The organism is Limnohabitans sp. (genome assembly GCF_030158565.1).
Lineage (GTDB): Bacteria > Pseudomonadota > Gammaproteobacteria > Burkholderiales > Burkholderiaceae_C > Limnohabitans_A.
Genome location: NZ_JAOASQ010000022.1, coordinates 1 through 25174, shown reverse-complemented (window position 1 = coordinate 25174; position 25174 = coordinate 1). Strand labels below are relative to the sequence as shown.

Sequence of the window (25174 nt, the reverse complement as noted above, 5' to 3'; positions counted from 1 at the left end):
TACTCTGGCGTATTGTGCGCAATCCTCAAGTCGATTTGATCCAGTGCACTCAATCGGCGTAAACGCCCCCTGCCTTGATGACCGGCGCCCACTTGGCCACTTCGGACATCACAAAGGCCTTGTGCCCAGCCGGGTCGTTGCGTGCGTCGTTGATGACGGAAGCACCGCCAGCATCTTGCTTGCGGATGAATTCAGGATCTTTGACGGCCACTTTCAGTGCGTCATTGAGCTTCTTCAAAACCGCCGCTGGCGTGCCTTTGGGCGCGTACAGACCTTGCCAGATCGTCACACTGAAATCCTTGAGCCCGGCTTCCTGCATGGTGGGCATGTCCTTGAGGACGGGAGAGCTCAAACGCGCAGGCGTGGTCACCGCAAATGACTTGACCTTCTTGCCTTCGATCTGCGGAATGGTGGTGGTGGTCTGGTCGCACATCAGGTCCACCTGACCGCCGATCAAGTCGGTCATGGCCGGGGCCGTGCCTTTGTAGGGCACCGAAGTCATGTCCACCTTGAGCGTGGACTGGAACAACATGCCGCACAAGTGCGAAGCCGAACCAGGTCCGGCATTGGCGATGTTGATCTTGCCCCTGTTGGCCTGAATCCAGGTGACCAACTCGGGCATGCTGTTGGCCGGCAAGCTGGGCCGGCCGATCAGGTTCATCGGGTTCTCGCTGACCAGGCCGATGTACTCAAAATCTTTTTCCACGTTGTAGGGCAGATTGCGGAAAAAGCTGGGCAGCGTGGCCTGCGCGATGTGCGTGAACAAGAGCGTGTAACCGTCTGCGGGAGCCTTGGCGACCTTGTTGGCACCGATGGAGCCGGATGCGCCCGCCGAGTTGTCGATCACGATGCTGTGCCCACCCATGGCCTTGCTCATGGCCTGTGCCAAATCCCGCGCCGCCTTGTCGGTCGGGCCACCCGCCGCGTAGGGCAGCACGAAGGTGATGGTTTTATTGGCCACAGGATAGTCCTGTGCAAAAGCATTCACAGACGCCAGCAGAGCGCAGGCCGTGGCAACGGGAAGAAACTTGGAGCGCATGTTCATGCCTTTCACAGCGTGGGGGTCAATAAATCATGGAATTGGAAAATGGACAAACTGCATCCAACGCACATCATGGCCTCAAGCCAAGGCCTTGCATACCGCTTGGGTGACATCCACTGTCAGGGCTTTCCCGCCCAGGTCACCGGTATGCAGGGCCGGGTTGGCCGTCACGGCCTCGACGGCTTGCATCAAACGCTTGGCCGCATCGTGCTCGCCCAGGTGCTCCAGCAGCATGACCACCGACCAGAAGGTGCCCACCGGGTTGGCGAGGCCCTTGCCCATGATGTCAAAGGCCGAGCCATGGATGGGCTCGAACATGCTGGGGTAGCGGCGCTCAGGGTCGATGTTGCCCGTGGGGGCAATGCCCAGGCTGCCCGCCAGCGCTGCGGCCAAATCGCTCAGGATGTCGGCATGCAAATTGGTGGCGACGATGGTGTCCAGCGTTGCCGGACGGTTGACCATGCGGGCAGTGGCCGCGTCGACCAGCTCTTTGTCCCACTTCACATCGGGGAACTCTTTGGAAATTTGCAGCGCGATCTCGTCCCACATGACCATGGCGTGGCGCTGCGCATTGCTCTTGGTCACCACCGTGAGCAACTTGCGGGGGCGCGACTGCGCCAGCTTGAAGGCGTAGCGCAAGATGCGCTCGACGCCCGCACGGGTCATGATGGACACGTCGGTGGCCGCTTCGATCGGGTGACCTTGGTGCACACGGCCACCCACGCCGGAGTATTCGCCTTCGGAGTTCTCGCGCACGATGACCCAGTCCAGGTCTTTGGGGGTGCAACGCTTGAGCGGCGCGTCGATGCCCGGCAGGATGCGCGTGGGGCGCACGTTGGCGTACTGGTCAAAGCCCTGGCAAATCTTCAGGCGCAGGCCCCACAGCGTGATGTGGTCGGGGATGTGCGGGTCACCGGCTGAGCCGAACAGGATGGCGTCTTTGTTGCGCAGCGCGTCCAGGCCATCGGCCGGCATCATCACGCCGTGCTCGCGGTAGTAGTCACCGCCCCAGCCAAAGTTTTCAAATTCAAAAGCAAAAGTGCCACAGGCCTTGGCCAGCACCTCCATGACCTGCTGGCCTGCGGGGATGACTTCTTTGCCAATGCCGTCTCCGGGGATGGTGGCGATGCGGTAGGTTTTCATGGTGAAGCTGCTTGGGATGTGAATGACGATGGTCAGATTGTGTCGCCGACCACCCTCAACAAACACCCTAAAATTCAATCCATTGTTAACTTGAGATCAACAATGGAACCACGCCTGCAAGCCGCCGATCTGGGCTTCTTTTCTGCCTTGGCCATGGCTGGGAGCCTGAGCGCCGCCGCACGCGAGATGCGCATCACCACCGCAGCCGTCAGCAAGCGCCTGTCGCAGATGGAGTCGCGCCTGGGCGTGCCGCTGGTCAACCGCACCACCCGCCGCATGAGCCTGACGGTGGAAGGCGAAACCATGCTGCGCCACGCCCGCAGCATCCTGGCCGAAATGGCCGACTTGGAGCAGCAACTCGGCGCCAGCCGCTCCACGCCCAGCGGCCTGCTGCGCGTCAATGCCACACTGGGCTTTGGCCGCAGCCACATGGGGCCGCTGATCAGCCGCTTTGTGCAGCAGTACCCGCAGGTCGATGTGCAGTTGCAGCTGTCGGTCGACCCGCCTTCGCTCAGTGACGACGCCTTCGATGTGTGCATCCGCTTTGGCCCGCCACCCGATGCGCGGGTCATTGCCCGCAAGATCGCCAGCAACCAGCGCCTGCTGTGCGCATCACCCGCCTACATCGCACGCCACGGCGAACCCAAAAGTCCGGCCGATCTGGCGCGACACAACTTCATCAGCATCCGCCAAGGCGACGAGGCCTATGGCGTGATCAAGCTCACGCGCGGGCGCACTGGCAAAACCGAGACCATCAAAACCCGTGGCAACCTGACCACCAACGACGGCAGCATCGCCGTGCAATGGGCGCTGGACGGCCACGGCATCCTGATGCGCGCCGAGTGGGACATTCGCGAGCACCTCGCGCAAGGCCAGCTGGTGCAACTGCTGCCGCAGTGCCACACGCCCGATGCCGACATCTACGCGGTCTATCCGGCCCAGCACAAATCGGCCGCGCGGGTGCGGGCCTTTGTTGACTTTGTGGCTGAGGCGTTCAGGCCAGCCAGGCCTTGATGCGGCTGTTCATTTTTTCAGCCGAAATGCCATAGCGGTCGTGCAGAGTGGGCAAAGCGCCCGCGTCCAGGAAAGCATCTGGCAAAGCCAGCATACGGAACTTGGCAGGGATCACCCCTTCGCGCATCAACAAACTGGCCACTGCTTCGCCCAAGCCCCCTACGATGGAATGGTTTTCGGCCACCACCACCAGGCGGCCCGGCTTGCGAACCTCGGCCAGGATGGTGGCGTCGTCCAGCGGCTTGATGGTCGGGCAGTGCAGCACGGCCACATGGACCTTGTCGGCCTCCAGTTGCTTGGCCACTTCCAGTGTGCGCATGGTCATGAACCCACTGGAGATCACCAACACATCAGCGCCTTCGCGCAGCATCTTGGCCTTGCCCAATTCAAACGTGTAGCTGTATTCGTCCAGCACCAGCGGCACATTGCCACGCAGCAGGCGCATGTACACCGGGCCCTTGTGGGCAGCGATCTGAGGCACAGCTTGCTCGATGTCCAGCGCATCACAAGGGTCCACCACCGTCAGGCCCGGAATGGCGCGCATCATCGCCAAGTCTTCGGTGGCCTGATGGCTGGGGCCATAACCAGTGGTCAGGCCCGGCAAGGCGCAGCAGATCTTCACATTCAGGTTTTCTTCGGCGATCACCTGATGGATGAAGTCATAAGCCCGGCGGGTGCCGAACACGGCGTAGGTCGTGGCGAATGGCACGAGGCCGGTCTTGGCCATGCCCCCGGCCGCGCCCATGAGCAGCTGCTCGGCCATGCCCATCTGAAAAAAGCGCTCAGGGTAGGCCTGCGCAAACAGGTGCAGGTCGGTGTACTTGGCCAGGTCCGCCGTCATGCCCACCACTTCGGGGTGCTCGGCGGCGTAAGCCACCAGCGCCTTGCCAAAGGGGGCGGCCTGCACGCGCTGGCCTTCGGTGGCGATGGAGGCGATCATGGCCGAAGTGGTCAGCCGGGGTTTCTTGTCGGTCACTGCGTTCATCTCATTCGCCTCAGGGTTGGTTCGCGTCCAGGATTTCAAGGGCCTGCTGCCACTCGGGTGGATCAACACGAATAAAGTGGTTCTTCTCGCGCGACTCTAGGAAAGGCACGCCCTTGCCCATCAGCGTGTCGCAAAGGATCACGCGGGGCTTGGCATCGGTCAAAGCACGCGCCGTGTCAAAGGCACGCAGCACGGCAGGCAGGTGATTGCCATCCACCCGTTGCACATGCCAGCCAAACGCGGCCCACTTGTCGGCCAATGGCTCAAAGCCCAGCACCTTGCTGGACGGGCCATCGGCCTGCTGGTTGTTGATGTCGACCATGCAGATCAGGTTGCCCAGGCCGTGGTGCGCGGCCGACATGGCCGCCTCCCACACCGAGCCCTCGTCCAGCTCACCATCGGACATGGAGTTATAAACAAAGGCCGGGCTCTTTTGGTGGCGCAAACCCAGCGCAATGCCCACGGCAATTGGCAGGCCCTGGCCCAGCGAGCCGCCAGAAATTTCCATGCCCGGCGTGTAGGTCGCCATGCCCGACATAGGCAGGCGACTGTCGTCGCTGCCATAGGTTTCGAGTTCGGACTCGGGGATGATCCCGGCCTCGATCATGGCTGCGTAATGGGCGATGGCATAGTGGCCGTGCGAGAGCAAAAAGCGGTCGCGGTCAGCCCATTCGGGATCGTCTGCGCGAAAGTTCATCGCGTGGCCATAAGCCACAGCCAGCACGTCGGCATAGCCCAGGGCCTGGCCCACGTAGCCCTGACCTTGCACTTCGCCCATGCGCAAGGCGTAGCGGCGGATGCGCCAGGCGCACTGTTCGAGAGAGGACAAGATGTCCTGTGGCGAATTCATGTCAGATCTCCAGTCAAATATCGTGAGTCAAGCGGCAGGGTCATTTGAAGATGGCGGCGGGCACATAAGACACCAGCAGCAGCACGCCAAACGCCACGAAGTAAAACGGTCCAAGTTCGCGCACGGTCTCGCCCACTTTGACCTTGGCCAAAGAGCTGGTGATGAACAAGGTCGTACCCACTGGCGGGGTGTACAAGCCAATGGCCAGGTTCACGGTCATCATGATCCCCAGTTGCGTGAGGTCCATGCCAATCGAGTTGGCCAGGGGCACAAACACCGGGGTCAACAGCAACACCGCAGCAGGCAGGTCAATGAACATGCCGCAGACCAGCATGAGCAGGTTCATCAGCAAGATGACGCTCCAGCCACTGGACAGATTGGCTTGCGCCCAACCCACCACGCCATCGGGCATGCGGTCAAAGGTGAGCAGCCAACCGATCGCAGCCGAAGCCATGATCACCAGCAACACCACACCTGTGGACAAGCCCGCCTCCATGACGGCCTTGTGCAGACGCTTCCAGCCCAGATCCCGGTAGACGAGGACAGAAACCAGGCCGGCATACAAGGTAGACAGCACGCTCACCTCGGTGGGGGTGGCAATGCCAAAGCGCAAGAAAACAATGATCAACACGGGCAAGACCAGCGCCGGGGCGGCATACAGCAATTGCTGGCCAAACACGCCCCAATCGAGCTTGCGCATCTCACGCGGAAAGTTACGGCGTTTACCCACCCACCAGCAAGCGGCCATGAAACCGCCGCACATCAGCAGCCCCGGCAAAATGCCCGCTACAAACAGCGCCGCCACCGAGGTGTTGCTGGACAAGGCAAACAGGATCATCGGGATCGACGGCGGAATCAGGATGTCGATCGTGGCGGCCGCTGCGAGCGTCGCCGCAGAAAAGGCTGGCGGATACCCCAGGCGCTTTTGCCAGGGAATCAGCAAGGAGCCAATGGCCGACGCATCGGCCACAGCCGAGCCCGACACGCCGCCGAAAATGGTGGACGACAACACCCCCACCTGACCGGGGCCGCCATGGAAACGGCCAATCAGGGTGGACAAAACGCCAATCAGCGCCTCACCCAATTTGCCGCCCATCATGAGCGAACCCGTGAGCATGAAGAACGGAATGGCAATCAGCGGAAAACTTTGCACCTGCGCCACCATTTGCTGCACCAGCAAATCCAGCGGCACGCGGTCAGAGGTTGCGGCAGCGGCCATAGCTGCCACCAGCAAGGCGTGCGCGATCGGGATGGCGATCACAGCTGCGCCCAAAAAAACAAGCAAGATCAATGCGGTCATGACTCAGCTCCTTCTCACCAGTGCACCGGTGCAGGCTCTGTCGAGAGCGGGGTATTGGGGTCGGATTTCCAGGCACGCCAGGCAGACACCATGGCCAGAACGGCCAACAAAGCCATACCCGTCATGACACAGGCATACGTGACCGAACCCGGGATTTGCAGAATCGGCGACTTTTCGTCGTGCACGATCTCCAACATGCGCCAGGTGGCCAGCGCCAGCGTGGCATACAGACCGCTGACCACCGACCAGCCCAGCACACCCCAGATGCGGCGCGCAGAGCCGGACAACTTGTCCATCAAAAAACTCGTGGTGATGTGCGCGCCATGTTGGGCTGCCAGCACCACACCCGCCATGACCATCCAGGGGAACAGCAGTTCGGGGACTTCATTGGCCCACTGCAAACTGGCACCCGTGCCATAACGCAAGATGGTGTTGGCAGCCAGGATGACAAAAATCACCACCGTGCTGATCCACAGCAACACCTGGCACACGACCGACACGGCCCGTTCTATCCAATTCATGAGGTTCTCCAGCCCGCACGCATGGGCGTGCGGGCATCAGGGCCGACAGGCCGATGGATCAGCGGGCAGCCGCGATCACTTTTTTCAGGAAAGGGCCGATGGGTGAAGCCAGCCACTTGTCGTCGACATTGCTGGTGCCCTTGGCAAATGCTGCCTTGTCAACGGTGTTGATCTGAGCGCCCTTGGCCTTGAGTTCAGCGATCAATTTCTCATCGCTTTCCTTGGACAACTTACGCTGCAGTTGTGTGGCCTCGGCAGCGGCTTCCTGCAACACCTTCTTGTCGGCATCGCTCAGGCGGTCCCAGCTGCGCTTGCTCATCAACAAAGGCGTCATCTCGTACTTGTGACCGGTCAGCGAAATGAACTTGTTCACTTCGTACAACTTGCTGGCGTGGATGTTCATCAAGGGGTTTTCCTGACCATCGACCACGCCTTGCTGCAAGGCCACATACAACTCGGCAAACTTGATCTGCTGCGCCTCGGCACCCAGCGCTTGCATGATGTCCACGGTCACCGCATCAGGTGGCGTGCGCATCTTCAGACCTTTGAGGTCTTCAGGCTTGGCCAACGCACGCTTGCTGTTACTCATGTGGCGAATGCCGTTGTCCCAATAGCCCAACACCACCATGCCTTTTTCAGCGGTCTTGTCGGCCAGCTCTTTGCCCAAAGGGCCGTCCAGCATCTTCCAAACCTGATCCAGGCTGCTGAACAGGAATGGCATGCCAAACGCCGCGTACTCGGGCACGGCGTTGGCCACTGCGCCCTGCGAATTGGCGCTCATGTCCAGAGCGCCGGTGCGCAAGGCGGTGACCATGGCGGCATCGTCACCCAACTGGGCAGATGGGGCCACCTGGATCTCGATGCGGCCGCCCGACTTGGCCTTGGCCACTTCGGCCATCTTCACCGCCGCTTCGTGGCGGGGGTTGCCCGGGGCAGCACCGTGGCCCAGCGTGAGCTTGACGGACTGAGCGTGCGCCAAAGATGTGGCGGCCAGAACGGCGGTGGCCAGCAAGGTGCGGCGCAATGTGTTGAATCGTGTCATGAATGTCTCCTTGGTTTTAATGGCTTGGGCCGAAGCCCATGGGGTGAAAAATATCAGTGGATCAGCATGCCGCCGTTCACGTCCAGCGTGACACCGGTGCAGTACTTGGACAAATCGCTGGCCAAAAAGACCACGCAACCGGCCACGTCGTTGGGCTCACCAATGTGACCCAGCGGGATGCCGTCCAGAATGGCCTGGCGCTTGTCGTCGGGGATCTTGCCCTTGTTGATGTCGGTGGCGATCAGGCCAGGCGTCACGCAGTTGACGCGGATGTTGTTGCCGCCATATTCACGCGCCATGGCTCGGGCCAGGCCCAGCACACCGGCTTTGGCGGCCGAGTAATGTGGCCCCCCCAGAATGCCGCCGCCACGCTGTGCCGACACCGACGAGATGCAGATGATCGAGCCGCTGTTTTGCGCAATCATCGTGGGCAACATGGCTTGCGATGCGTACAGCGTGCCGCGCAGGCTAACGTCCAGAATGCGGTCGTAGTCAGCGCCAGTGATATCGAGAAATTTCACAGGCTGGGTGATGCCGGCGTTGTTGACCAAAATGTCGATACGACCCATGGCCGCCTTGATTTGAGCAGCAGCAGCTTCGCACGAAGCCTTGTCGGTCACATCGGCCACCAAGCCCAGATGCTGCGCACCCAGTCGGGCTGCAGCGGCTTGCGGGTCGGCCACGGCCAAATCCAGGATCACGACGCGGGCGCCTTGTTCAGCCATCATGCGGGCGGTGGCAAAGCCCAGGCCATTTTGGCCAGCGCCACCGGTGATCACGGCCACTTTGTCTTTGAGCAACATGCAGGTCTCCTTTTGTGTGTCTGCGTTCAGGTAAGTGGCGCGATTTTGGTCAAGTGCTGACTTGAAGACAAACGATATAAACTCACAGGGCGTTTAAATTTATTCATGTTGCACTGCAACGATTCAATTTTCTTCAGCCACCATGATCCCACCGCTCGCCGCTTTGCAGGCCTTTGAAACCATCGCTCGCCGCAAAAGTTTTTCGCTGGCGGCCGAAGAGCTGCACCTGACGCCCTCGGCCGTGAGCCACCAGGTGGCCAAGCTTGAAAATTTGCTGAATGTGCGCTTGTTTGAGCGCTCAGCCAGAGGCGTGGAACTGACCCCCGCAGGCCAGCAATACCTGCAACGTGTGGGCAGCGCTCTGGGCGCCATCAACACCGCGACCGAAGACCTGCGCCACGGCGTGCAAGACACGCTGTATGTGCACAGCAGCCCCAGTTTTGCCAGCCTGTGGCTGATGCCGCGCATCGCCCGTTTTGCAGAGCGGCACCCCAACATCTCGCTCATGCTGTCGGCCTCGCATGTGCACTCGGACTTTCAGCTCGGCCAGATGGACATCGACATCCGCTACGGCCTGCCCAACTGGCCCAACCTGGAAGTGGAGCCGGTGTTCACCGAACACATCCTGCCGCTGGCCAGCCCTGAATTCATCCGCACCCATGCATTGCATGCCCCGCAAGACCTGCTGCGCGTGCCGCTGATCCAGTCCAGCGTGAGTGTGGTGCAGTGGCCCGAATGGTTTGCCCGTTTTGGGGGTGATCTGCGCCCGGAACGCATGGGCCTGCGTTTTGACCGCGCCATGATGAGCCTGGACGCCGCCGTGCAAAAACTTGGCGTGGCCCTAGAGAGCACCAGCATTGGCCAGTCGCTGATCGCCAGCGGCAAATTGCAACCCGTCTTTGCCGAAGACATGTGCATGCCCGTGCGGGCGCATTTCATGGTTTACCCGGCCAGGCACGCCTCACGGCCGGAAGTCAAAAGCTTTGTGGAGTGGTTGCGTGAGGAAGCTGGAGCGTAAAAAACTGAGCTGCTTCGTGTCTGCCTGCATGTGGCGTAGTTGTGTGATCGGCGCTGAACAGGTCGGCTGTTTCGGCGCAGTACTCCTCCCACAGCAAGGCAAGCGTTATGCCTTTGCGGCGCAACTCTTGGTGGATGCGGCCGAAGTCGGCGGGGGTGTAGATGTCGCTGGGCCTGGAGGCGGGCAATAAACGCCGCTCCAGGCTGGCTTCGTCCATGGCGGCGATGGCGGGCCAATCCAGACGTGCGGCCACGGCCAGGCTAACGTATTTGGTGACCACGCCTTTGGAGATACCCAAAGCGGTGGCGATTTGCTGGTGCGACTGCTGGCCTTCGAATTTGAGACGCAGGGCGTATTGAGTTTGCGCATGTTGATCCTTGGGGCGGGCATAGCGGTCCTGTAAAAAAGGATTGACGCTAACCCGGCCGAAATATGAAATACATGCACAACACCGTTCCGGAGTTGTAGACCGGCGTACCGGTCACAATGACCTCAATGGCCGGTCACGATCCTGGAATCAGCAGTCACGTTCGACCGGAATCACTGGTCACGTTGCTCCGGAATACCCATCAGCAATGAGTGAAAAATAATTTATATAAAAGGGTTTAATTGATACACATAGCAGTCGTCCAGACAATGGTGCTTTTTTTAGTGCATCCAGCGGGACTCCAAAAACTCACTGACTAGGCTGCTGTAACTGATGAAAATCTCATCGCTTTTGAACAAGATCACGCACGATGTCAACCAACCGCTGAGTAATCGGGGTCAATGGTCTGCCTCTAGCAGTTATCAATCCAACAGGGGGCAAATCCACGTTCACTTGAAGTCTCAAAGACTGGATCAATTCTTGAGACTCAAAGTGTTGCGCCACTGAATGTGCCATCAATGCAGCTGCGCCTTGCTCACGCACAAAAGTAATCTGCGCCAAGAATGAAGCGGTCTCCACAACATCATGAGGCGGCTGTAACCCATACTTGAAAAACTGTTGCTCCAGCTTGACTCGCAATGAAGCCCAAGGTGGCGGTACGACAAAACGAAGTGAGCTCAGATCCTGCCAAGTCACCAACTTTTTGCGCGCCAAAGGATGGCCCGGGCGCAGCACCACCGTCATGGTTTCTTGATACAAAACCTCCGTCAACAAATCTGGCGCGGCATACCCAGGCTCCAGCCTTCCCATGAACAAGTCCAGCTCGCCCAAGCGCAACTTGGGCAGCAAATGCGTCAGATCCCCCTCTTCGATCAACACCGTTGCTGATGACGCGTCGGCTTTCAATTGCGCAACCGCAGGTGCCAAGAGTGTCGGCATGGCCACCACCATGCATCCAACACGGGTACGCCCGGCAACACCCCGGTCTATGGCACTGATTTCATCTCGCGTGCGCTCATAACCGGCCAGCACTGAGCGGGCGAACCGCACCAATGACTGCCCTGCCTGTGTCGGTTCGGTCCCCCGTCTGGACCGGTCAAACAGCTGCAAATCCAGCATCTCCTCCACCTCGCCCAACATTTTGGATACCGCGGGCTGGCTCACGGAGAGAAACTCCGCAGTCCGGCCAAGGTGGCGAAACTCATCCAGGGCCACCACCAATTGGAGATGTCGCAATTTGATGTTGGAGCGCAGTGCTCTGTCGATTTGTGCCATGCCCCATCATACATAACCAATAATTTATGAAAAGTTTCCAATTTTTGATTGGACGGTTATGAAATCAAAGCGCAACATCGCCGCACACATCATTTCAAACAAGGAAGACATCCATGCAAAAAATTGACCAGACCCGACGCCAATTCCTGGCCAGTGCGGCTGCCAGTGGTGGTGCCATGCTGGCGCCGACTTGGGCCCAAGCTGCAGAGGAATTCCCGTCTCGTCCAATCAACTTCATCTGCCCTTGGCCAGCAGGCGGAACAGCCGACCAATCCATGCGCGCCATCTGTCAAGTCGCAGCCCGCATCCTGAAACAACCCATCGCTGTTGAGAACAAGGCCGGTGCAGCCGGCATGATTGGGGCCAAAGCCATCGCCGCCGCCAAACCTGACGGCTACACCATCGGTCAAATTCCAATCTCCGTCACGCGCTTTTCACAACTTGGATCACTGCAGGCCGATCCATTGAAAGACTTCACTTACATCGCACGAACCTCAGGCCAGACATTTGGCATTGCGGTCGTGCCGGAGTCGAAATTCAAAACCCTGCAAGACATGGTGGCGTATGCCAAAGCCAACCCCGGCAAAGTGAGCTACGCGCATGCCGGCGTGGGCGGCGCGACCCACGTAGGCATGGAAGAGTTCGCCATGGCTGCAGGCATCCAATTGAACGCCATTGCCTACAAAGGCGGCGCGGCAGCACTCAACGACACGCTCGGCGGTCAAGTCGACATGCTGGCAGACTCCAGCTCCTGGGCACCCCATGTTGAAGCGGGAAAACTCCGCCTGTTGGCCACATGGGGCGAGCAGCGCACACCACGGTTCAACAACACCCCGACCCTCAAGGAGTTGGGCTTCAAAGTGGTGGTCGATGCCCCCAACGGCATTGGCGCGCCCGCTGGCTTGCCAGCAGATGTGGAAAAGAAGCTGCGCGACGCATTCCGCTTTGCCGTCAACAGCGACGAATTCAAGACCGTGGCATCGCGCATCGATGCACCCTTGATGTACCTCGACGGTCCGGACTACAAAAAATACGTGGCCCAGATGTTTCAACACGAATCCAAGCTGATTGAGCGACTCAAACTCAAAGAACTGTTGGCAAAAGGCTGATTGTGAATTCGAACATGCTCATCCGTCTGCATGCGTCAGACAACGTCCTCATCGCCAAGTCACAGGTCGCCATTGGCCAGGAGCTACCAGGTCTGTCTGCACGTGCGCGCGCACAAATTCCCGCCGGACACAAAGTCGCTGCCAGTCCAATCGCCAAGGGCCAGCCCGTGCGCAAATACAACGCCGTGATTGGTGTGGCCGCACGCGACATTGAAACGGGTGACTATGTTCACACCCACAATCTTGCATTTGTCGACTTCGATCGCGATCCGGGCTTTGGTCTGGACGTGCGACCCGTGACCTATGTGCCAGAGGCCGAACGCGCCACCTTTCAGGGCTATGTGCGCGAGGACGGTCGCGTGGGCACCCGCAATTTCATTGGTCTGATCTCTTCAGTCAACTGCTCAGCCACCGCCATCAGCCGGATCGCTGCGTATTTCACGCCCGAACGACTCAAAGACTTCCCCAATGTGGACGGTGTCGCGGCTTTCCCCCAAACCACGGGCTGTGGCATGTCCTCGCCCAGCCCGCACTTTGATTTGCTGCGACGCACACTGGCAGGCTACGCGCGCCACCCCAACATGGCCGGCGTGCTCATCGTCGGCCTGGGTTGTGAACGCAACCAGGTGGCTGATCTCGTCGATTCACAAGGGCTTGAAAGTGGTCGCCTGATGCGCACCATGGTCATGCAGGACGTGGGCGGTACGCAAGCCACCATCGATGCGGGCATCCGCGCCGTGGAAGAAATGCTGCCCATCGCCAATGCCTACCAACGTCAAACCGTCCCGGCCAGCCACATCAGCATCGGCTTGCAATGCGGCGGCTCTGACGGTTTTTCCGGCATCACGGCCAATCCGGCCTTGGGCGCAGCCATGGACATTCTGGTCAGCCACGGCGGTACCGCGATCCTGTCGGAAACCCCCGAAATTCACGGCGTCGAATACATGCTGACCCGACGTGCCGTATCGCCCGAAATCGGCCAAAAACTGCTGGACCAACTCACCTGGTGGGCCGAGTACACCCGAGGACACAACGGCCAGTTCAACGGCGTCGTGGGCCCCGGCAACCAGGCCGGGGGCTTGGCCAACATTTTCGAAAAGTCCCTGGGCTCTGCCATGAAAGGGGGAACCACGCCCCTTCAAGGCGTCTACGCCTATGCGGAACCCATCACGCAAAAAGGTTTTGTCTTCATGGACTCGCCCGGCTACGACCCGGTGGCCGCCACCGGCCAAATTGCCAGCGGTGCCAACCTGATCTGTTTCACCACCGGTCGCGGCTCCATGTTTGGCTCCAAGCCAGCCCCCACGATCAAGCTGGCCAGCAACACCCCCATGTTCGAGCGCCTTCGCCAGGACATGGACATCAACTGCGGCGCCATCCTGGATGGAGAAGTCAACCTGCCCGAGATGGGGCAGCGCATTTTCGATGCCATCTTGAAACACGCATCAGGTGAATTGACCAAAAGCGAACTTTTAGGTTTGGGTGACCATGAGTTTGTGCCATGGCACCTTGGCATTGTGAGCTGACTGCGTCCTGCCGTTTTACTTCAAACTCCTCATGAATTCGCCCATTTCACTGAACCTCACCCGCGCCGACTTGATCGTCTCGCACAACTTCATCGCCGGCAACTGGCAACCCAGTCTTGAGACAAATCCATCAACACTGGCCGTCACCGACCCCAGCGATGCCAGCCTGATCGCCCAAGTGCCGGACAGCGGCGCAGCCGATGCCTTGGCTGCCATCGATGCCGCCCAGCACGCATTCTCTGACTGGAAGGCCACACCCGCCAAAGAGCGCGCCAACGTGATCAGGCGTTGGAACGACCTCATCCTCGCCCACAAGGAAGACCTGGGCAAACTGATCTCTCGCGAACAAGGCAAACCCCTGGCAGAAGGCCACGGTGAAGTCATCTACGCCGCCAGCTACGTGCAATGGTTTGCCGAGCAGGCCACACGTGCCAACGGCGAGATCATGCTCACACCGGATCGCAGCAAACGGCTCATGGCCATTCGCGAACCCGTTGGCGTTGTCGCCGTGATCACACCATGGAACTTTCCTGCAGCCATGATTACCCGAAAAATCGCCCCGGCGCTCGCTGCCGGTTGCACCGTCGTGGCCAAACCTGCTGAAGACACACCGTTGACAGCACTGGCGCTGGTCAAACTAGCCCAAGAGGCCGGTGTGCCGCCAGGCGTCCTCAACATCGTGACCACCTCACGCGAACGCGCTGCGCAGGTGGTAGACGTCTGGCTCGCAGATACACGGGTTCGCAAAATCAGTTTCACGGGCAGCACGCCCGTCGGCAAGCATCTGGCTAAAGCATCTGCCCCCACCTTGAAAAAACTCTCGCTGGAGCTCGGTGGCAATGCCCCGTTCATCGTGTTTGAAGATGCCGACATTGACGCCGCTGTCGAAGGCCTGATGGTCGCCAAATTCCGCAACGGCGGCCAAACCTGCGTGTGCCCCAACCGCGTGTATGTCCAAACGCAAGTGCATGATGCCTTTGTCAAGAAATTGGCCGCACGCGTTGCAGCACTCAAGGTAGGCCCTGCACGAGATCCCAGCTCACAAATTGGCCCCATGATCAATCCCCGTGCGGTCGAAAAAATCGAACGCCATGTTCAAGACGCCGTCAGCAAAGGCGCCCAGGTGGTCACGGGCGGACACCGCATTGAGCGCGACGATGCGCCCCTGGCGGCCTATTTCGCGCCCACCGTCCTCACCGAAGCCACGCCCGACATGGCTTGCTCATGCGAGGAAACCTTTGGCCCGGTCGTTCCCGTCACGCGCTTCGACACAGAAGCGCAAGTGATCGCGCAAGCCAACGGCACCCCATTTGGACTGGCCGCCTACTTTTACAGCCAAAATCCCGCTCGCATATGGCGTGTGATGGAAGCACTTGAATGCGGCATTGTGGGCATCAACGAAGGTGCGCTCGCAGCAGAAGCCGCACCGTTTGGCGGCGTCAAAGAGTCTGGCTACGGGCGAGAAGGCTCTGTTCACGGCCTCGACGATTACCAGCACATCAAGTATTTCTGCCAAGGCGGTCTTGGCTGAGCCGCTCAGCGCGCCCCCGCCTCAGAACAAGAAACAGGCCCGTGACCAGCGGTCACCGGCACCACCATTTTTGAAAGTCCATACACCATGACACACGGCATCCCCACCGGCAACCCATTCAAGGCGGCCTTGGCCGCCCGACGGGCACAAGTTGGCTTCTGGCTTTCCATGTCGGACGCCTACTTGGCAGAAGTCAGCGCCACAGCGGGCTTTGACTGGCTGCTGATCGATGGCGAACATGCCCCCAACGACATCCGCACCACCTTGTCTGCATTGCAAGCCGTGGCCCCGTACCGGGCGCAAGCGGTGGTGCGCGCTGTGTGCGGTGAAGTCGCCCTGATCAAACAATTGCTCGACATTGGCGTGCAAAACCTGTTGGTCCCGATGGTCGACACGCCAGAGCAAGCACGCCAAATCGTCAGCGCCACACGCTACCCGCCACTGGGCATCCGGGGGGTGGGCAGCGCCGTTGGGCGCGCCTCGCGATGGAGCAGCCGCACCGACTACCTGAACGTGAGCGACGAAGAAATCTGCCTGTTGGTGCAGGCAGAATCCGTGACAGCACTCCACCATTTGAAAGACATCTGCGCTGTTGATGGCATTGACGGCGTTTTCATAGGTCCCGCCGATCTGGCAGCCTCCATGGGACACCGTGGCAACCCGGGACACCCTGACGTACAAGCCGCCATTGAGCAAGCCATGCGCACCATCATCGCCAGCGGCAAAGCCGCAGGCACTCTGACCTCTGATCCGGCACTGGCACAACGCTATCTCGATTTGGGATGCACTTTTGTGGCCACGGGCGTTGACATCTTGCTGTTCGCGAATGCGGCACGCAAGCTCGCTTCATCGTTCATTTCCTCTGCGCCAGATGCCCCCTCCACACCGGGCGCCGCCTACTGAAACCCATGCCAAACCATCAAGAAACCATAGCGGCTTTGTCCGCCATTGTCGGACCTGCAGCCTGCCTGAGCGAGCCCCACGAAACGGAAAGCTACACCACCGACTACCGCAAGCTCTACCGGGGTGCGGCCATCGCCGTGGTGCTGCCAGCAAGCACCGAACAGGTCAGCCAGGTCGTGTCCTGGTGTCATGACCATGGGATCAAGATCGTGCCGCAAGGCGGCAACACCTCCCTCATGGGCGGTGCCGTTCCAGACAGTGCTGGCGATGCCATCATCCTGAATTTGCGCAGAATGTCGCGCGTGCTGGAAGTCGACACGCTCAACGACACCATGACCTTGCAAGCTGGCGTCACACTCAGCAACGCACGCACTGCAGCTGATCAGGCCGAGCGCTTGTTCCCACTGCGCATCGGCTCTGAAGGCTCCTGCCAAATCGGCGGCAACATCGCCACCAACGCGGGCGGCACCGCCGTGCTTCGCTATGGCAACATGCGAGATCTGGTGCTCGGGGTTGAAGCCGTCCTGCCTGACGGCCGGATTTACACCTCGCTGCGAGGCCTTCGCAAAGACAACACAGGATACGACCTCAAACAACTGTTCATCGGCTCCGAAGGGACACTGGGCATCATCACGGCAGCCGTCCTCAAACTGATGCCCAAACCCCAAGCCACGTCAGCGGCCTTCGTGTCGGTCAACAGCCCTGCGGCTGCGGTGGAGCTGCTCAGTCTGGCCAAACAAATGGCGGGCCCCATGGTGACCGCCTTTGAATTGGTTTCCGCCGATGCGATGAATCTGGTTTGCGAGTACCTGGGCAACGCCACACCCCCGCTGCAAGGTCAACCCAGCTGGATGGTACTCGTGGAATTCACCTCCACGGGCTCACAAGAAGCACTGGATGCCAGCCTGATGCAAGTTCTGGAACTTGGCATCGAACGCGCGTGGGTCAACGATGCTGCCGTCGCATCAAGCCTGTCGGATGTGCAAGCATTCTGGCGCATTCGCGAAGAAATTTCGGACGCCCAAACCCGAACCGGGGGCAGCATCAAGTGTGACGTGTCTGTCCCCTTGTCAAGCATCGCCAACTTCATTGACCAAGCCTGCCAGACTGTCAAATCCATGGCACCGGACTGCCGCATGGTGATCTATGGACACATGGGCGACGGCAACGTGCACTTCAACCCCTTGCGCCCCGCCCATCAGAGTGCCAAAGAATTCATGGCAGCGCATTACCAGTCGGTATCCCACGCCGTCGATGGCCTGGTTCACAAGCTCAACGGCTCCATCTCAGCAGAGCACGGGATTGGCGTGGCCAAACGGGACGACTTGAAACAATACAAATCCAGCATCGAGCTGGGATTGATGTGGCAAATCAAACAAGCACTGGACCCTCTGAATTTGCTTAACCCTGGAAAGATGCTTCCAAGCTTGTAACTATCCTCAGGAAACATCAAAAATTCTTGCTGATTTTTAGTTGCTACCCAAGCTGTGAGACAAGCAAATACGCCCGCTGAGATGTTCAGCGAATGTGTTGCGCTGACCAGTTGAATCCGCCGTCGAAAGCCGTCAACCCCACCTACCTGAACCGATTTCACTCAACCCTGAATATTCATCGCTTGTCTTCATGTACCAAGCTGGCAAAAATCCTTGTCATCGTTTGAATACACAGGAGACTGGCGACCGCGCCCCAAGCGGCCGGCGCCAACAGCATGAGCACCCACCCCCCACAAGCCCTGGCCCACGCCATTCGTTTTTTGTCCATCGACGCCATCGTCAAGGCCCAAGAGGGTCACCAGGGCGTGCCCTTGGGCATGGCCGAAATTGCCACCGCGCTGTACACGCGGCATCTCAAGTTCAACCCGACTGAGCCCCAATGGCTTGACCGCGACCGCGTGGTGCTGTCGAACGGGCACGGCTCAATGCTGCTCTATGCGCTGCTGCACCTGACGGGCTACCCGGACTTTCCGATTGAAGAAATCCAGCGCTTTCGCGAGCTGGGCTCGCACTGCGAAGGCCACCCCGAACGCAACCCGGCCATCGGCATCGAAGTCACCACTGGTCCGCTGGGCCAGGGCATTGCCAACGCCTTGGGCATGGCCGTGGCCGAGGCGTATTTGAACGCCCGCTTTGGCAAGGATCTGGTCAATCACTACACCTACGCCTTTGTGGGCGACGGCTGCCTGCAAGAGGGCGTGGGCCAGGAGATGATTTCGCTGGCAGGCCACCTCAACTTGAGCAAGCTGGTGCTGCTGTGGGACGACAACCTGATCACCGACGACGGCAGCACCGAGCTGTCGATCAGCGAAGACGTGGCCGAGCGTTTTCGTGTGGCGGGCTGGCATGTGGTCGAAGTAGACGGACACGACATCGAGGCTGTGTCTGCCGCGCTGGATGCCGCACGCGCCGACCCGCGCCCGTCGATGCTGGCGTGCCGCACGGTGATTGCCAAAGGCATTGCACGCCTGCAGGGCCAGCGCGGCGGCCACAGCGGTCGCTTGTTTGCCGAAGACGCCCAGGCTGCACGCGAGTTGCTGGGCTGGACGCACGGTCCGTTTGAAGTGCCTGCCGGTGTGCAGCAGGCCTGGCGTGACGCTGGCCAGCGCAGTCAGGGTGAACACGCTGCGTGGCAGGCGCGTGTGGCCGCCCTGCCCGCAGCCGAGCGCGCCGAGTTTGAACGGGTGATGCGCGGCGAGTTGCCCGCCAACTGGCAACAAGTCTTGCTGGACTACAAAAAGAACGCCTTGCAGGCCCCGCCTGCGCCGAGCGGCATCTTCATCTCAGCCGAAATCAACGACCTGCTGACCCCGCTGCTGCCTGAACGCATGGTGGGCTGCGCCGACCTGGAAGCGCCCACCAGCCACAAGCGTGGCCTGACGGCCTTCACCGCAGACGACCGGGGCGGCTCGTATGTGCATTGCGGCGTGCGTGAGCATGTGATGGGCTCCATGGCCAACGGCATGGCGGCGCACGGCGGTGTGCTGCCGCTGTCGGTAACCTATCTGGCCTTTGCCGATTACCAGCGCCCCGCCATGCGCATGGCGGCTCTCATGGGGCTGCCGGTCAAATTCGTGTTCAGCCACGACTCGATCGGCATCGGCAAAAACGGCCCCACGCACCAGCCCGTCGAAGTTTTGGCCTCGCTGCGTGCCATGCCCAACATGCTGGTCATGCGCCCTGCCGACGCGGTGGAAGCCGCCGAATGCTGGGAAGCCGCACTGGCCCACAGCACCGGCCCGGTCAGCCTGGTCTTTGCGCGCCAGTCGCTGCCGCTGGTGCGCACCATGCACACACCGGGCAACCTGGCCCGTCGCGGTGGCTATGTGCTGCACGAAGCGGCCTGCGGCCCGCGCCAGGTCACGCTGCTGGCTACGGGCTCTGAGGTGCTGCTGGCCGTGCAGGCCCGCGAAGCGCTCGAAGCAGAGGGCATCGCCACCGCCGTGGTGTCACTGCCTTGCTGGGAACTCTTCAACGGGCAAGATGCGGCCTACCGCCAAAGCGTGTTGGGTGATGCGACGCAAGGTGTGCGGGTTGGCATAGAAGCCGCTGTGCGCCAGGGCTGGGACGCTTATCTGGGGATCGACGGCGGCTTTGTGGGCATGACTGGCTTTGGCGCCAGTGGCCCGGCCGACGCGTTGTACAAACTTTTCAACATCACCCCCGAAGCCGTGGTGGCCGAAGCGCGTCGCCTGCTGGCCGCCTGAAATCAAAGCCCATGAAAATCGTCTTCCTCGACCGCGACACGGTCTCGCCCGACAGCACACTGCGCGCGCCCACCTTTGCACACGAATGGGTGCAGTACCCGCGCACCAGCGCCACTGAAGCGGCAGAACGCATCGCCGATGCCGACATCGTCATCGTCAACAAAGTCAAGCTCAGTGCCGAAACACTGGCGCAAGCGCCCCAACTCAAGCTGATCGCCGTGGCCGCCACCGGCACCGACAACATCGACCTGCAAGCGTGCCAGCAGCGGGGCATCGTTGTGAGCAATGTGCGCAACTATGCCAAGCACACCGTGCCCGAGCACACCTTTGCGCTGATCTTTGCCCTGCGCCGCAGCATCTGCGCTTACCGCGATGCCGTCAAAGCCGGGCGCTGGCAAGAGGCCGCGCAGTTCTGCTTCTTTGACCATCCGATCCGCGACCTGGCGGGCTCCACATTGGGTGTGATTGGCGACGGCGTGCTGGGCCAGGCCGTGGCCAGCATCGGTCGCGCGCTGGGCATGCGCGTGCTGTTTTCGGCACACAAAGGCCGCACAGGCCAAGGCAGCTTGTACACACCGTTTGAAGAGGTGCTGCGCCAAGCCGATGTGCTCACGCTGCACTGCCCCTTGAATGTGAACACCCGCCACATGATCGGCGCAGCCGAATTCGCGCAGATGACGCGCCAGCCTTTGCTCATCAACACCGGGCGCGGTGGTCTGGTGGACGAAGCAGCGGTAGGCCCCGCACTGCAAGCAGGGCACATCTCGGGCGCAGCATTTGACGTGACCAGCGTTGAGCCGCCACCAGCCGATCACCCCTTCATGGCCTTGCTGGAGCGGCCCGACTTCATCCTCACGCCGCATGTGGCCTGGGCCAGTGCCGAGGCCATTCAGGCACTGGCCGACCAGCTCATCGACAACGTCGAAGCTTTCGTGCGCGGTGCCCCCGTCAATCAGGTGCTGCCCAAAGCCTGAAGCCAGCGGCACGAACAGCCGCTTCGGCTTACGTAAAATCAAGCCACTGCACAGCCCGGGACGCGCGGCAACGTGGTGCTCGCCCTCCCCCGCTCACGCGGGGCCAGGGGATTCGGCCGCGACTTGTTTCACACCTTGCCCAGGACAAGTCCATGACCACGCTGCTGATCCACCGCGCCCGCTGCATCGCCACACAAGACGATGCCAACACCGAACTCAAAGACGCCTCGCTCTTGATCCGCGATGGCCGCATCGAGCGGATCATCCCTGCGACAGAAAACACCGACGAACTGGTCAAGCAGGTGGATGAGGTGATCGACGCCCGCCGCCATGTGGTGGTGCCAGGCCTGATCAACACGCACCACCACATGTACCAGTCGCTCACGCGGGCGATTCCGGGCGTGCAAAACGCCGAGCTGTTCAGTTGGCTCCAAGGCCTGTACCCGATCTGGGTGGGCCTGACACCCGAGATGGTGCGTGTCTCTGGCCAGGTGGCCATGGCCGAGCTGCTGCTGAGCGGCTGCACCACCAGCAGTGACCACCTCTACATCTACCCCAACGGCGTGCGGCTGGACGACAGCATCGAAGCGGCGCACACCGTGGGCATGCGCTTCACCGCCACACGCGGCAGCATGAGCGTGGGGCAGTCACAAGGCGGCCTGCCGCCGGACAGCGTGGTCGAAAAAGAACCCGCCATCTTGAAAGAAACGCAGCGCCTGATCGAGACTTGGCACGACGCCAGTTACGGCGCGATGACGCATGTGGCCGTGGCCCCCTGCTCGCCTTTCAGCGTGAGCCAAGACCTGATGCGCGAATCGGCAAAGCTGGCCCGCGCCCACGGCGTGCGCCTGCACACCCACTTGGCCGAAAACGACCACGACATCGCCTACACCCGCGAAAAGTTCAACTGCACCCCTGCACAATACGCCGAGGACCTGGGCTGGGTGGGCCACGACGTGTGGCACGCGCACGGCGTGAAGCTGGACGACGAGGGCACGTATTTGTTTGCCCGCACGCGCACCGGCATTGCCCACTGCCCGTGCAGCAACATGCGCCTGGCCAGCGGCATCTTGCCGCTGCGCAAAATGCTCGACGCGGGCGTGCCGATTGGCCTGGGGGTGGACGGCAGCGCCAGCAACGACGCCGCGCACCTGCTGAACGAAGCCCGCCAGGCCATGCTGCTGGCGCGTGTGGGCAGGGCTTTAGAACCGTTCGGTTGTGACCACGGCCCCGCCGAAATGACACCCCGCGACGCCTTGCGCCTGGCCACTCGCGGCGGTGCCGAGGTGTTGGGCCGCGCTCACGAGCTGGGGCAAATCACCGAAGGCTTTTGCGCCGACATCGCCCTGTTCCGCACCGACACGCTCAGCATGGCGGGCGGCGCAGTGCACGACCCTGTGGGCGCGCTGCTGCTGTGCGCCAGCGACAACGCCGACTACACCATCGTCAATGGTCGCGTGGTGGTGCGCCAGGGTGAGATCGCCACGGTGGACATGGGGCCGCTGATCGAAAGGCACAACCAGTTGGCGATGCAGTTGGCGTTGGGGGCAAAGTAATTACCTTGATGCGCGTCACAACTGTTGAAACTCGCCATTCTTTAACGCCCTTCATACACTGAGGCCATGATCCAAGGCCTCGTTCAACTCTTCATCTTCCAAGCGCTCGGCGAGCTGCTGTCCAAGTTCGCCCTGCCCTTCATCCCCGGACCGGTGTTGGGCCTGGTGCTGTTGCTGGCCTTTCTCGGTATACGCGGGCATGTGCCAACCGCCATGGACTTGGTGGGCAGCAGCATCTTGCAGCACTTGGGGCTGCTGTTCATTCCGGCGTCGGTGGGCGTGGTGCTTTATTTGCCGGTGTTGCGGGCCAATGCCTGGGCCATCAGCGCGGCGCTGGTGATCAGCGTGCTGGCGACGGTGGCGGTGACAGCACTTGTGCTCAAGCTGCTGGCGCCCAAGGGCTGAAGCCATGAACCCCATGACACGCGCCGACCTGCCCGCCATCTCCGAGATTTGGGTCTACCTCTCGGGCAGCCCGCTGCTGGCTTTGGTGCTCACGCTCAGCGCTTACCTGATCGGCCTGACGCTGTACGAGCGCAGCCAGCGCAACCCGCTGGCCAACCCTGTGCTGATCGCGGTGGTGCTGGTGTGCCTGAGCATCGGCGTGCTCGATATGCCCTATGCCCAGTATTTCGAAGGCGCGCAGTTTGTGCACTTTTTGCTGGGCACGGCCACGGTGTCGCTGGCCATTCCCATCTACAAGGGTTTTGCCTCGCTCAAAGGGCGCATAGGGGTGTTGATGCTGTCGCTGGTGGCGGGCGGCGTGACCTCAGTGCTCACGGCCGTGGGCGTAGCGCGCTGGCTGGGCGTGGACGAATCGCTGGTGCGCGGTCTGGTGGCCAAGTCGGTCACCGCGCCAATTGCCATGGGCATTGCCGAACGCGTGCAGGCCTCGCCTACCCTGACTGCCATCTTTGCGGTGAGCACCGGCATTTTGGGTGCGGTGTTGGGCCGCTATGTGCTCGACGCCTTGCGCGTCACGGCCTGGTGGCAGCGCGGCTTTGCTTTGGGGGTGGCCGCGCATGGCATTGGCACTTCACGCGCTTTCAGCGTCAATGCCGAGGCCGGGGCCTATGCCAGCTTGGGCATGGGGCTGCACGGCATTGCAGGGGCGGTGCTGATTCCCTACGCCGTGGGTTGGTGGTTTTAAAGGCCAACGCTTGCACCGAGTCCAGGTGGCGACAGCACATCCAAGGCTTCTTTTTATGATGAAGCCATGAACTACGCCACATCAGACCTCCTGGCTTTTGCCGATCAACTGTTGCAATCAGCAGGCTTGCCGCCGGACAAGGCCCAGGCCGTCGCCGACGTGTTGCTGGAAGGCGATTTGCTGGGTCACACCACACACGGCCTGGCCTTGCTGGCGCCTTATCTGGCCGAACTGGAGTCGGGCAAGATGCGCAAAGAGGGCCAGCCACTGTTGGTATCGGACCATCCGGCCGCAGTGACCTGGGACGGCCAGCGCCTGCCGGGTCCTTGGCTGGTGCTGCAGGCCATCGAACTGGCCACACAACGCGCACGCAGCCAAGGCACTTGCACCGTGGTCATCCGGCGCAGCCACCACATTGCATGCCTGGCGGCCTACCACCAGCGCGTGACGGATCAGGGCTTCATGATGCTGCTGCATTGCTCGGACCCCAACGCCGCCAGCATCGCGCCTTTTGGTGGACTGGACCCAGTGTTCACACCCAACCCGATGTCGGTGGGCATCCCCACTTCGGGCTTGCCGGTGCTGATCGACGTGTCCACCTCGTCCACCACCAACGGCATGACCAACCGCCTGCACAAAGAGGGCGGCTTGCTGCCCGCCGAATGGGTGATGGATGGCCACGGCCAGCCCAGCCGCGACCCGGCGGTGCTCTTCAACGAGCCCAAGGGCACCATCTTGCCGCTGGGCGGCATGGACTCGGGCCACAAGGGCTACGGCCTGAGCTGGATGGTGGAAGCCTTGACCGGCGGCTTGGCAGGCCATGGCCGCGCAGACGCACCTGAGGGCTGGGGAGCCACGGTGTTTTTGCAGATCATCGACCCCCGCGCTTTCGCAGGCCAAAGCGCCTTCAACACACAGATGGACGAAGTGTCACGCCAATGCCATGCCTCGCGTCCCGCGCAGCCCGACCGCTGGGTGCGCACGCCAGGCGAGCGCGGCCTGAAGCTCAAAGCCGACAGCGCCAGCCAAGGCGTGGCGCTGTACCCGAACATCATGCCCATGCTGGTGCCTTGGGCCGAGAAGTTCAAAGTCGCTGTGCCGAATGAGATCTGATGGACAGGCCTTGTGAAGATTGCACCGGTGAGGCCCATCTGTAGCGACTGTCATCTCGGACTTGCTTAAAACCGTCATCTCGGACTTGTTTAAAACTGTCATACCGAGCTTGTTTAAAACTGTCATCCCGGACTTGATCCGGGATCCATGACTCACCACCGACGATCGCAAGGAGCACCGCTACACAGTGGATCCCGGGTCTTCGCCCGGGATGACAAAAACCTGGATCTATTCAAAACTGTCATCCCGGAC

22 protein-coding genes and 1 pseudogene are annotated in these 25174 nt (G+C 60.9%); 13 read left to right on the top strand and 10 right to left on the bottom strand.

Features of this window, described 5'->3' with window-relative positions; all coding sequences use genetic code 11:
• Positions 1–49: 49 nt before the first annotated feature.
• Positions 50–1039, bottom strand: a complete 990-nt coding sequence (locus Q1W40_RS03525) for a tripartite tricarboxylate transporter substrate-binding protein (protein ID WP_300709017.1) — start codon at positions 1037–1039, stop codon at positions 50–52.
• A gap of 81 nt (positions 1040–1120) precedes the next feature.
• The gene (locus tag Q1W40_RS03520) at positions 1121–2185 is read right to left on the bottom strand and encodes a tartrate dehydrogenase (protein WP_300708920.1); all 1065 of its coding nucleotides are present in this window, start codon (positions 2183–2185) and stop codon (positions 1121–1123) included.
• A gap of 102 nt (positions 2186–2287) precedes the next feature.
• On the opposite strand from Q1W40_RS03520, the gene Q1W40_RS03515 reads away from it, so the two are divergent.
• Positions 2288–3199 (top strand): LysR substrate-binding domain-containing protein, encoded by a 912-nt coding sequence (locus Q1W40_RS03515; protein WP_300708918.1) that lies wholly within the window; start codon positions 2288–2290, stop codon positions 3197–3199.
• Here Q1W40_RS03515 and Q1W40_RS03510 read toward each other — a convergent pair.
• The 6 genes from Q1W40_RS03510 to Q1W40_RS03485 are packed head-to-tail and all read right to left on the bottom strand — an operon-like array spanning position 3180 to position 8700.
• Positions 3180–4184 (bottom strand): transketolase C-terminal domain-containing protein, encoded by a 1005-nt coding sequence (locus tag Q1W40_RS03510; protein ID WP_300708916.1) that lies wholly within the window; start codon positions 4182–4184, stop codon positions 3180–3182. The two genes, Q1W40_RS03515 and Q1W40_RS03510, sit on opposite strands and share 20 nt — an antisense overlap.
• A 10-nt stretch (positions 4185–4194) precedes the next feature.
• Positions 4195–5034 carry a transketolase gene (locus Q1W40_RS03505; protein ID WP_300708915.1) on the bottom strand — a complete coding sequence of 280 codons (840 nt, stop codon included), beginning with the start codon at positions 5032–5034 and terminating at the stop codon, positions 4195–4197.
• Between the two features lie 40 nt (positions 5035–5074).
• On the bottom strand, positions 5075–6334 hold the full coding sequence (locus Q1W40_RS03500; protein WP_300708914.1) for a TRAP transporter large permease subunit: 1260 nt from the start codon (positions 6332–6334) through the stop codon (positions 5075–5077).
• A 14-nt stretch (positions 6335–6348) separates the two neighbouring features.
• Positions 6349–6855: a TRAP transporter small permease gene (locus Q1W40_RS03495; RefSeq protein WP_300708912.1), complete on the bottom strand. Its 507-nt coding sequence runs from the start codon at positions 6853–6855 to the stop codon at positions 6349–6351.
• A gap of 58 nt (positions 6856–6913) precedes the next feature.
• The gene (locus Q1W40_RS03490; protein ID WP_300708910.1) at positions 6914–7897 is read right to left on the bottom strand and encodes a TRAP transporter substrate-binding protein; all 984 of its coding nucleotides are present in this window, start codon (positions 7895–7897) and stop codon (positions 6914–6916) included.
• A 53-nt stretch (positions 7898–7950) separates the two neighbouring features.
• Entirely contained in the window at positions 7951–8700 is a 750-nt protein-coding gene (locus Q1W40_RS03485; RefSeq protein ID WP_300708908.1) for an SDR family NAD(P)-dependent oxidoreductase, read from the bottom strand.
• 142 nt (positions 8701–8842) lie between these two features.
• Here Q1W40_RS03485 and Q1W40_RS03480 point away from each other — a divergent pair, with 142 nt between their 5' ends.
• Entirely contained in the window at positions 8843–9718 is an 876-nt protein-coding gene (locus Q1W40_RS03480; RefSeq protein ID WP_300708906.1) for a LysR substrate-binding domain-containing protein, read from the top strand.
• A 70-nt stretch (positions 9719–9788) separates the two neighbouring features.
• Here Q1W40_RS03480 and Q1W40_RS03475 read toward each other — a convergent pair.
• Positions 9789–10108: pseudogene (locus Q1W40_RS03475) on the bottom strand (IS21 family transposase); the annotation flags it as partial.
• A 319-nt stretch (positions 10109–10427) separates the two neighbouring features.
• Positions 10428–11360, bottom strand: a complete 933-nt coding sequence (locus Q1W40_RS03470; protein WP_300708904.1) for a LysR substrate-binding domain-containing protein — start codon at positions 11358–11360, stop codon at positions 10428–10430.
• A 176-nt stretch (positions 11361–11536) separates the two neighbouring features.
• On the opposite strand from Q1W40_RS03470, the gene Q1W40_RS03465 reads away from it, so the two are divergent.
• From Q1W40_RS03465 to Q1W40_RS03415, 11 genes are all read left to right on the top strand, one after another.
• Entirely contained in the window at positions 11537–12469 is a 933-nt protein-coding gene (locus tag Q1W40_RS03465; protein WP_300709016.1) for a tripartite tricarboxylate transporter substrate binding protein, read from the top strand.
• Positions 12470–12483: 14 nt separating this feature from the next.
• Positions 12484–13995, top strand: coding sequence for an altronate dehydratase family protein (locus tag Q1W40_RS03460; protein ID WP_300708902.1), 1512 nt, complete (start codon positions 12484–12486; stop codon positions 13993–13995).
• A 43-nt stretch (positions 13996–14038) separates the two neighbouring features.
• Positions 14039–15526: an NAD-dependent succinate-semialdehyde dehydrogenase gene (locus Q1W40_RS03455; RefSeq protein ID WP_300709014.1), complete on the top strand. Its 1488-nt coding sequence runs from the start codon at positions 14039–14041 to the stop codon at positions 15524–15526.
• 99 nt (positions 15527–15625) lie between these two features.
• Positions 15626–16429 carry an HpcH/HpaI aldolase/citrate lyase family protein gene (locus tag Q1W40_RS03450; protein WP_300709012.1) on the top strand — a complete coding sequence of 268 codons (804 nt, stop codon included), beginning with the start codon at positions 15626–15628 and terminating at the stop codon, positions 16427–16429.
• A gap of 5 nt (positions 16430–16434) precedes the next feature.
• The gene (locus tag Q1W40_RS03445; RefSeq protein WP_300708900.1) at positions 16435–17862 is read left to right on the top strand and encodes an FAD-binding oxidoreductase; all 1428 of its coding nucleotides are present in this window, start codon (positions 16435–16437) and stop codon (positions 17860–17862) included.
• 275 nt (positions 17863–18137) lie between these two features.
• A complete protein-coding gene (tkt, locus tag Q1W40_RS03440) occupies positions 18138–20129 on the top strand; it encodes a transketolase (RefSeq protein ID WP_300708898.1) in 1992 nt (663 codons plus the stop codon).
• 11 nt (positions 20130–20140) lie between these two features.
• Positions 20141–21103, top strand: coding sequence for a D-2-hydroxyacid dehydrogenase (locus Q1W40_RS03435; protein ID WP_300708896.1), 963 nt, complete (start codon positions 20141–20143; stop codon positions 21101–21103).
• A 152-nt stretch (positions 21104–21255) separates the two neighbouring features.
• The gene (locus Q1W40_RS03430) at positions 21256–22659 is read left to right on the top strand and encodes an 8-oxoguanine deaminase (protein WP_300708894.1); all 1404 of its coding nucleotides are present in this window, start codon (positions 21256–21258) and stop codon (positions 22657–22659) included.
• A gap of 66 nt (positions 22660–22725) precedes the next feature.
• A complete protein-coding gene (locus tag Q1W40_RS03425) occupies positions 22726–23064 on the top strand; it encodes a CidA/LrgA family protein (protein WP_300708892.1) in 339 nt (112 codons plus the stop codon).
• A 4-nt stretch (positions 23065–23068) separates the two neighbouring features.
• Positions 23069–23809: an LrgB family protein gene (locus Q1W40_RS03420; protein ID WP_300708890.1), complete on the top strand. Its 741-nt coding sequence runs from the start codon at positions 23069–23071 to the stop codon at positions 23807–23809.
• A gap of 66 nt (positions 23810–23875) precedes the next feature.
• Positions 23876–24922, top strand: coding sequence for an Ldh family oxidoreductase (locus Q1W40_RS03415; protein ID WP_300708888.1), 1047 nt, complete (start codon positions 23876–23878; stop codon positions 24920–24922).
• Positions 24923–25174 lie beyond the last annotated feature (252 nt).

What these genes read in the sequence shown, in the direction of transcription:
- Q1W40_RS03525 (WP_300709017.1), bottom strand. Translation starts at nt 1,039, where the DNA reads ATGCGCTCCAAGTTTCTTCCCGTTGCCACGGCCTGCGCTCTGCTGGCG.
- Q1W40_RS03520 (WP_300708920.1), bottom strand. Translation starts at nt 2,185, where the DNA reads ATGAAAACCTACCGCATCGCCACCATCCCCGGAGACGGCATTGGCAAA.
- Q1W40_RS03515 (WP_300708918.1), top strand. Translation starts at nt 2,288, where the DNA reads ATGGAACCACGCCTGCAAGCCGCCGATCTGGGCTTCTTTTCTGCCTTG.
- Q1W40_RS03510 (WP_300708916.1), bottom strand. Translation starts at nt 4,184, where the DNA reads ATGAACGCAGTGACCGACAAGAAACCCCGGCTGACCACTTCGGCCATG.
- Q1W40_RS03505 (WP_300708915.1), bottom strand. Translation starts at nt 5,034, where the DNA reads ATGAATTCGCCACAGGACATCTTGTCCTCTCTCGAACAGTGCGCCTGG.
- Q1W40_RS03500 (WP_300708914.1), bottom strand. Translation starts at nt 6,334, where the DNA reads ATGACCGCATTGATCTTGCTTGTTTTTTTGGGCGCAGCTGTGATCGCC.
- Q1W40_RS03495 (WP_300708912.1), bottom strand. Translation starts at nt 6,855, where the DNA reads ATGAATTGGATAGAACGGGCCGTGTCGGTCGTGTGCCAGGTGTTGCTG.
- Q1W40_RS03490 (WP_300708910.1), bottom strand. Translation starts at nt 7,897, where the DNA reads ATGACACGATTCAACACATTGCGCCGCACCTTGCTGGCCACCGCCGTT.
- Q1W40_RS03485 (WP_300708908.1), bottom strand. Translation starts at nt 8,700, where the DNA reads ATGTTGCTCAAAGACAAAGTGGCCGTGATCACCGGTGGCGCTGGCCAA.
- Q1W40_RS03480 (WP_300708906.1), top strand. Translation starts at nt 8,843, where the DNA reads ATGATCCCACCGCTCGCCGCTTTGCAGGCCTTTGAAACCATCGCTCGC.
- Q1W40_RS03470 (WP_300708904.1), bottom strand. Translation starts at nt 11,360, where the DNA reads ATGGCACAAATCGACAGAGCACTGCGCTCCAACATCAAATTGCGACAT.
- Q1W40_RS03465 (WP_300709016.1), top strand. Translation starts at nt 11,537, where the DNA reads ATGCTGGCGCCGACTTGGGCCCAAGCTGCAGAGGAATTCCCGTCTCGT.
- Q1W40_RS03460 (WP_300708902.1), top strand. Translation starts at nt 12,484, where the DNA reads ATGCTCATCCGTCTGCATGCGTCAGACAACGTCCTCATCGCCAAGTCA.
- Q1W40_RS03445 (WP_300708900.1), top strand. Translation starts at nt 16,435, where the DNA reads ATGCCAAACCATCAAGAAACCATAGCGGCTTTGTCCGCCATTGTCGGA.
- tkt (WP_300708898.1), top strand. Translation starts at nt 18,138, where the DNA reads ATGAGCACCCACCCCCCACAAGCCCTGGCCCACGCCATTCGTTTTTTG.
- Q1W40_RS03435 (WP_300708896.1), top strand. Translation starts at nt 20,141, where the DNA reads ATGAAAATCGTCTTCCTCGACCGCGACACGGTCTCGCCCGACAGCACA.
- Q1W40_RS03430 (WP_300708894.1), top strand. Translation starts at nt 21,256, where the DNA reads ATGACCACGCTGCTGATCCACCGCGCCCGCTGCATCGCCACACAAGAC.
- Q1W40_RS03425 (WP_300708892.1), top strand. Translation starts at nt 22,726, where the DNA reads ATGATCCAAGGCCTCGTTCAACTCTTCATCTTCCAAGCGCTCGGCGAG.
- Q1W40_RS03420 (WP_300708890.1), top strand. Translation starts at nt 23,069, where the DNA reads ATGAACCCCATGACACGCGCCGACCTGCCCGCCATCTCCGAGATTTGG.
- Q1W40_RS03415 (WP_300708888.1), top strand. Translation starts at nt 23,876, where the DNA reads ATGAACTACGCCACATCAGACCTCCTGGCTTTTGCCGATCAACTGTTG.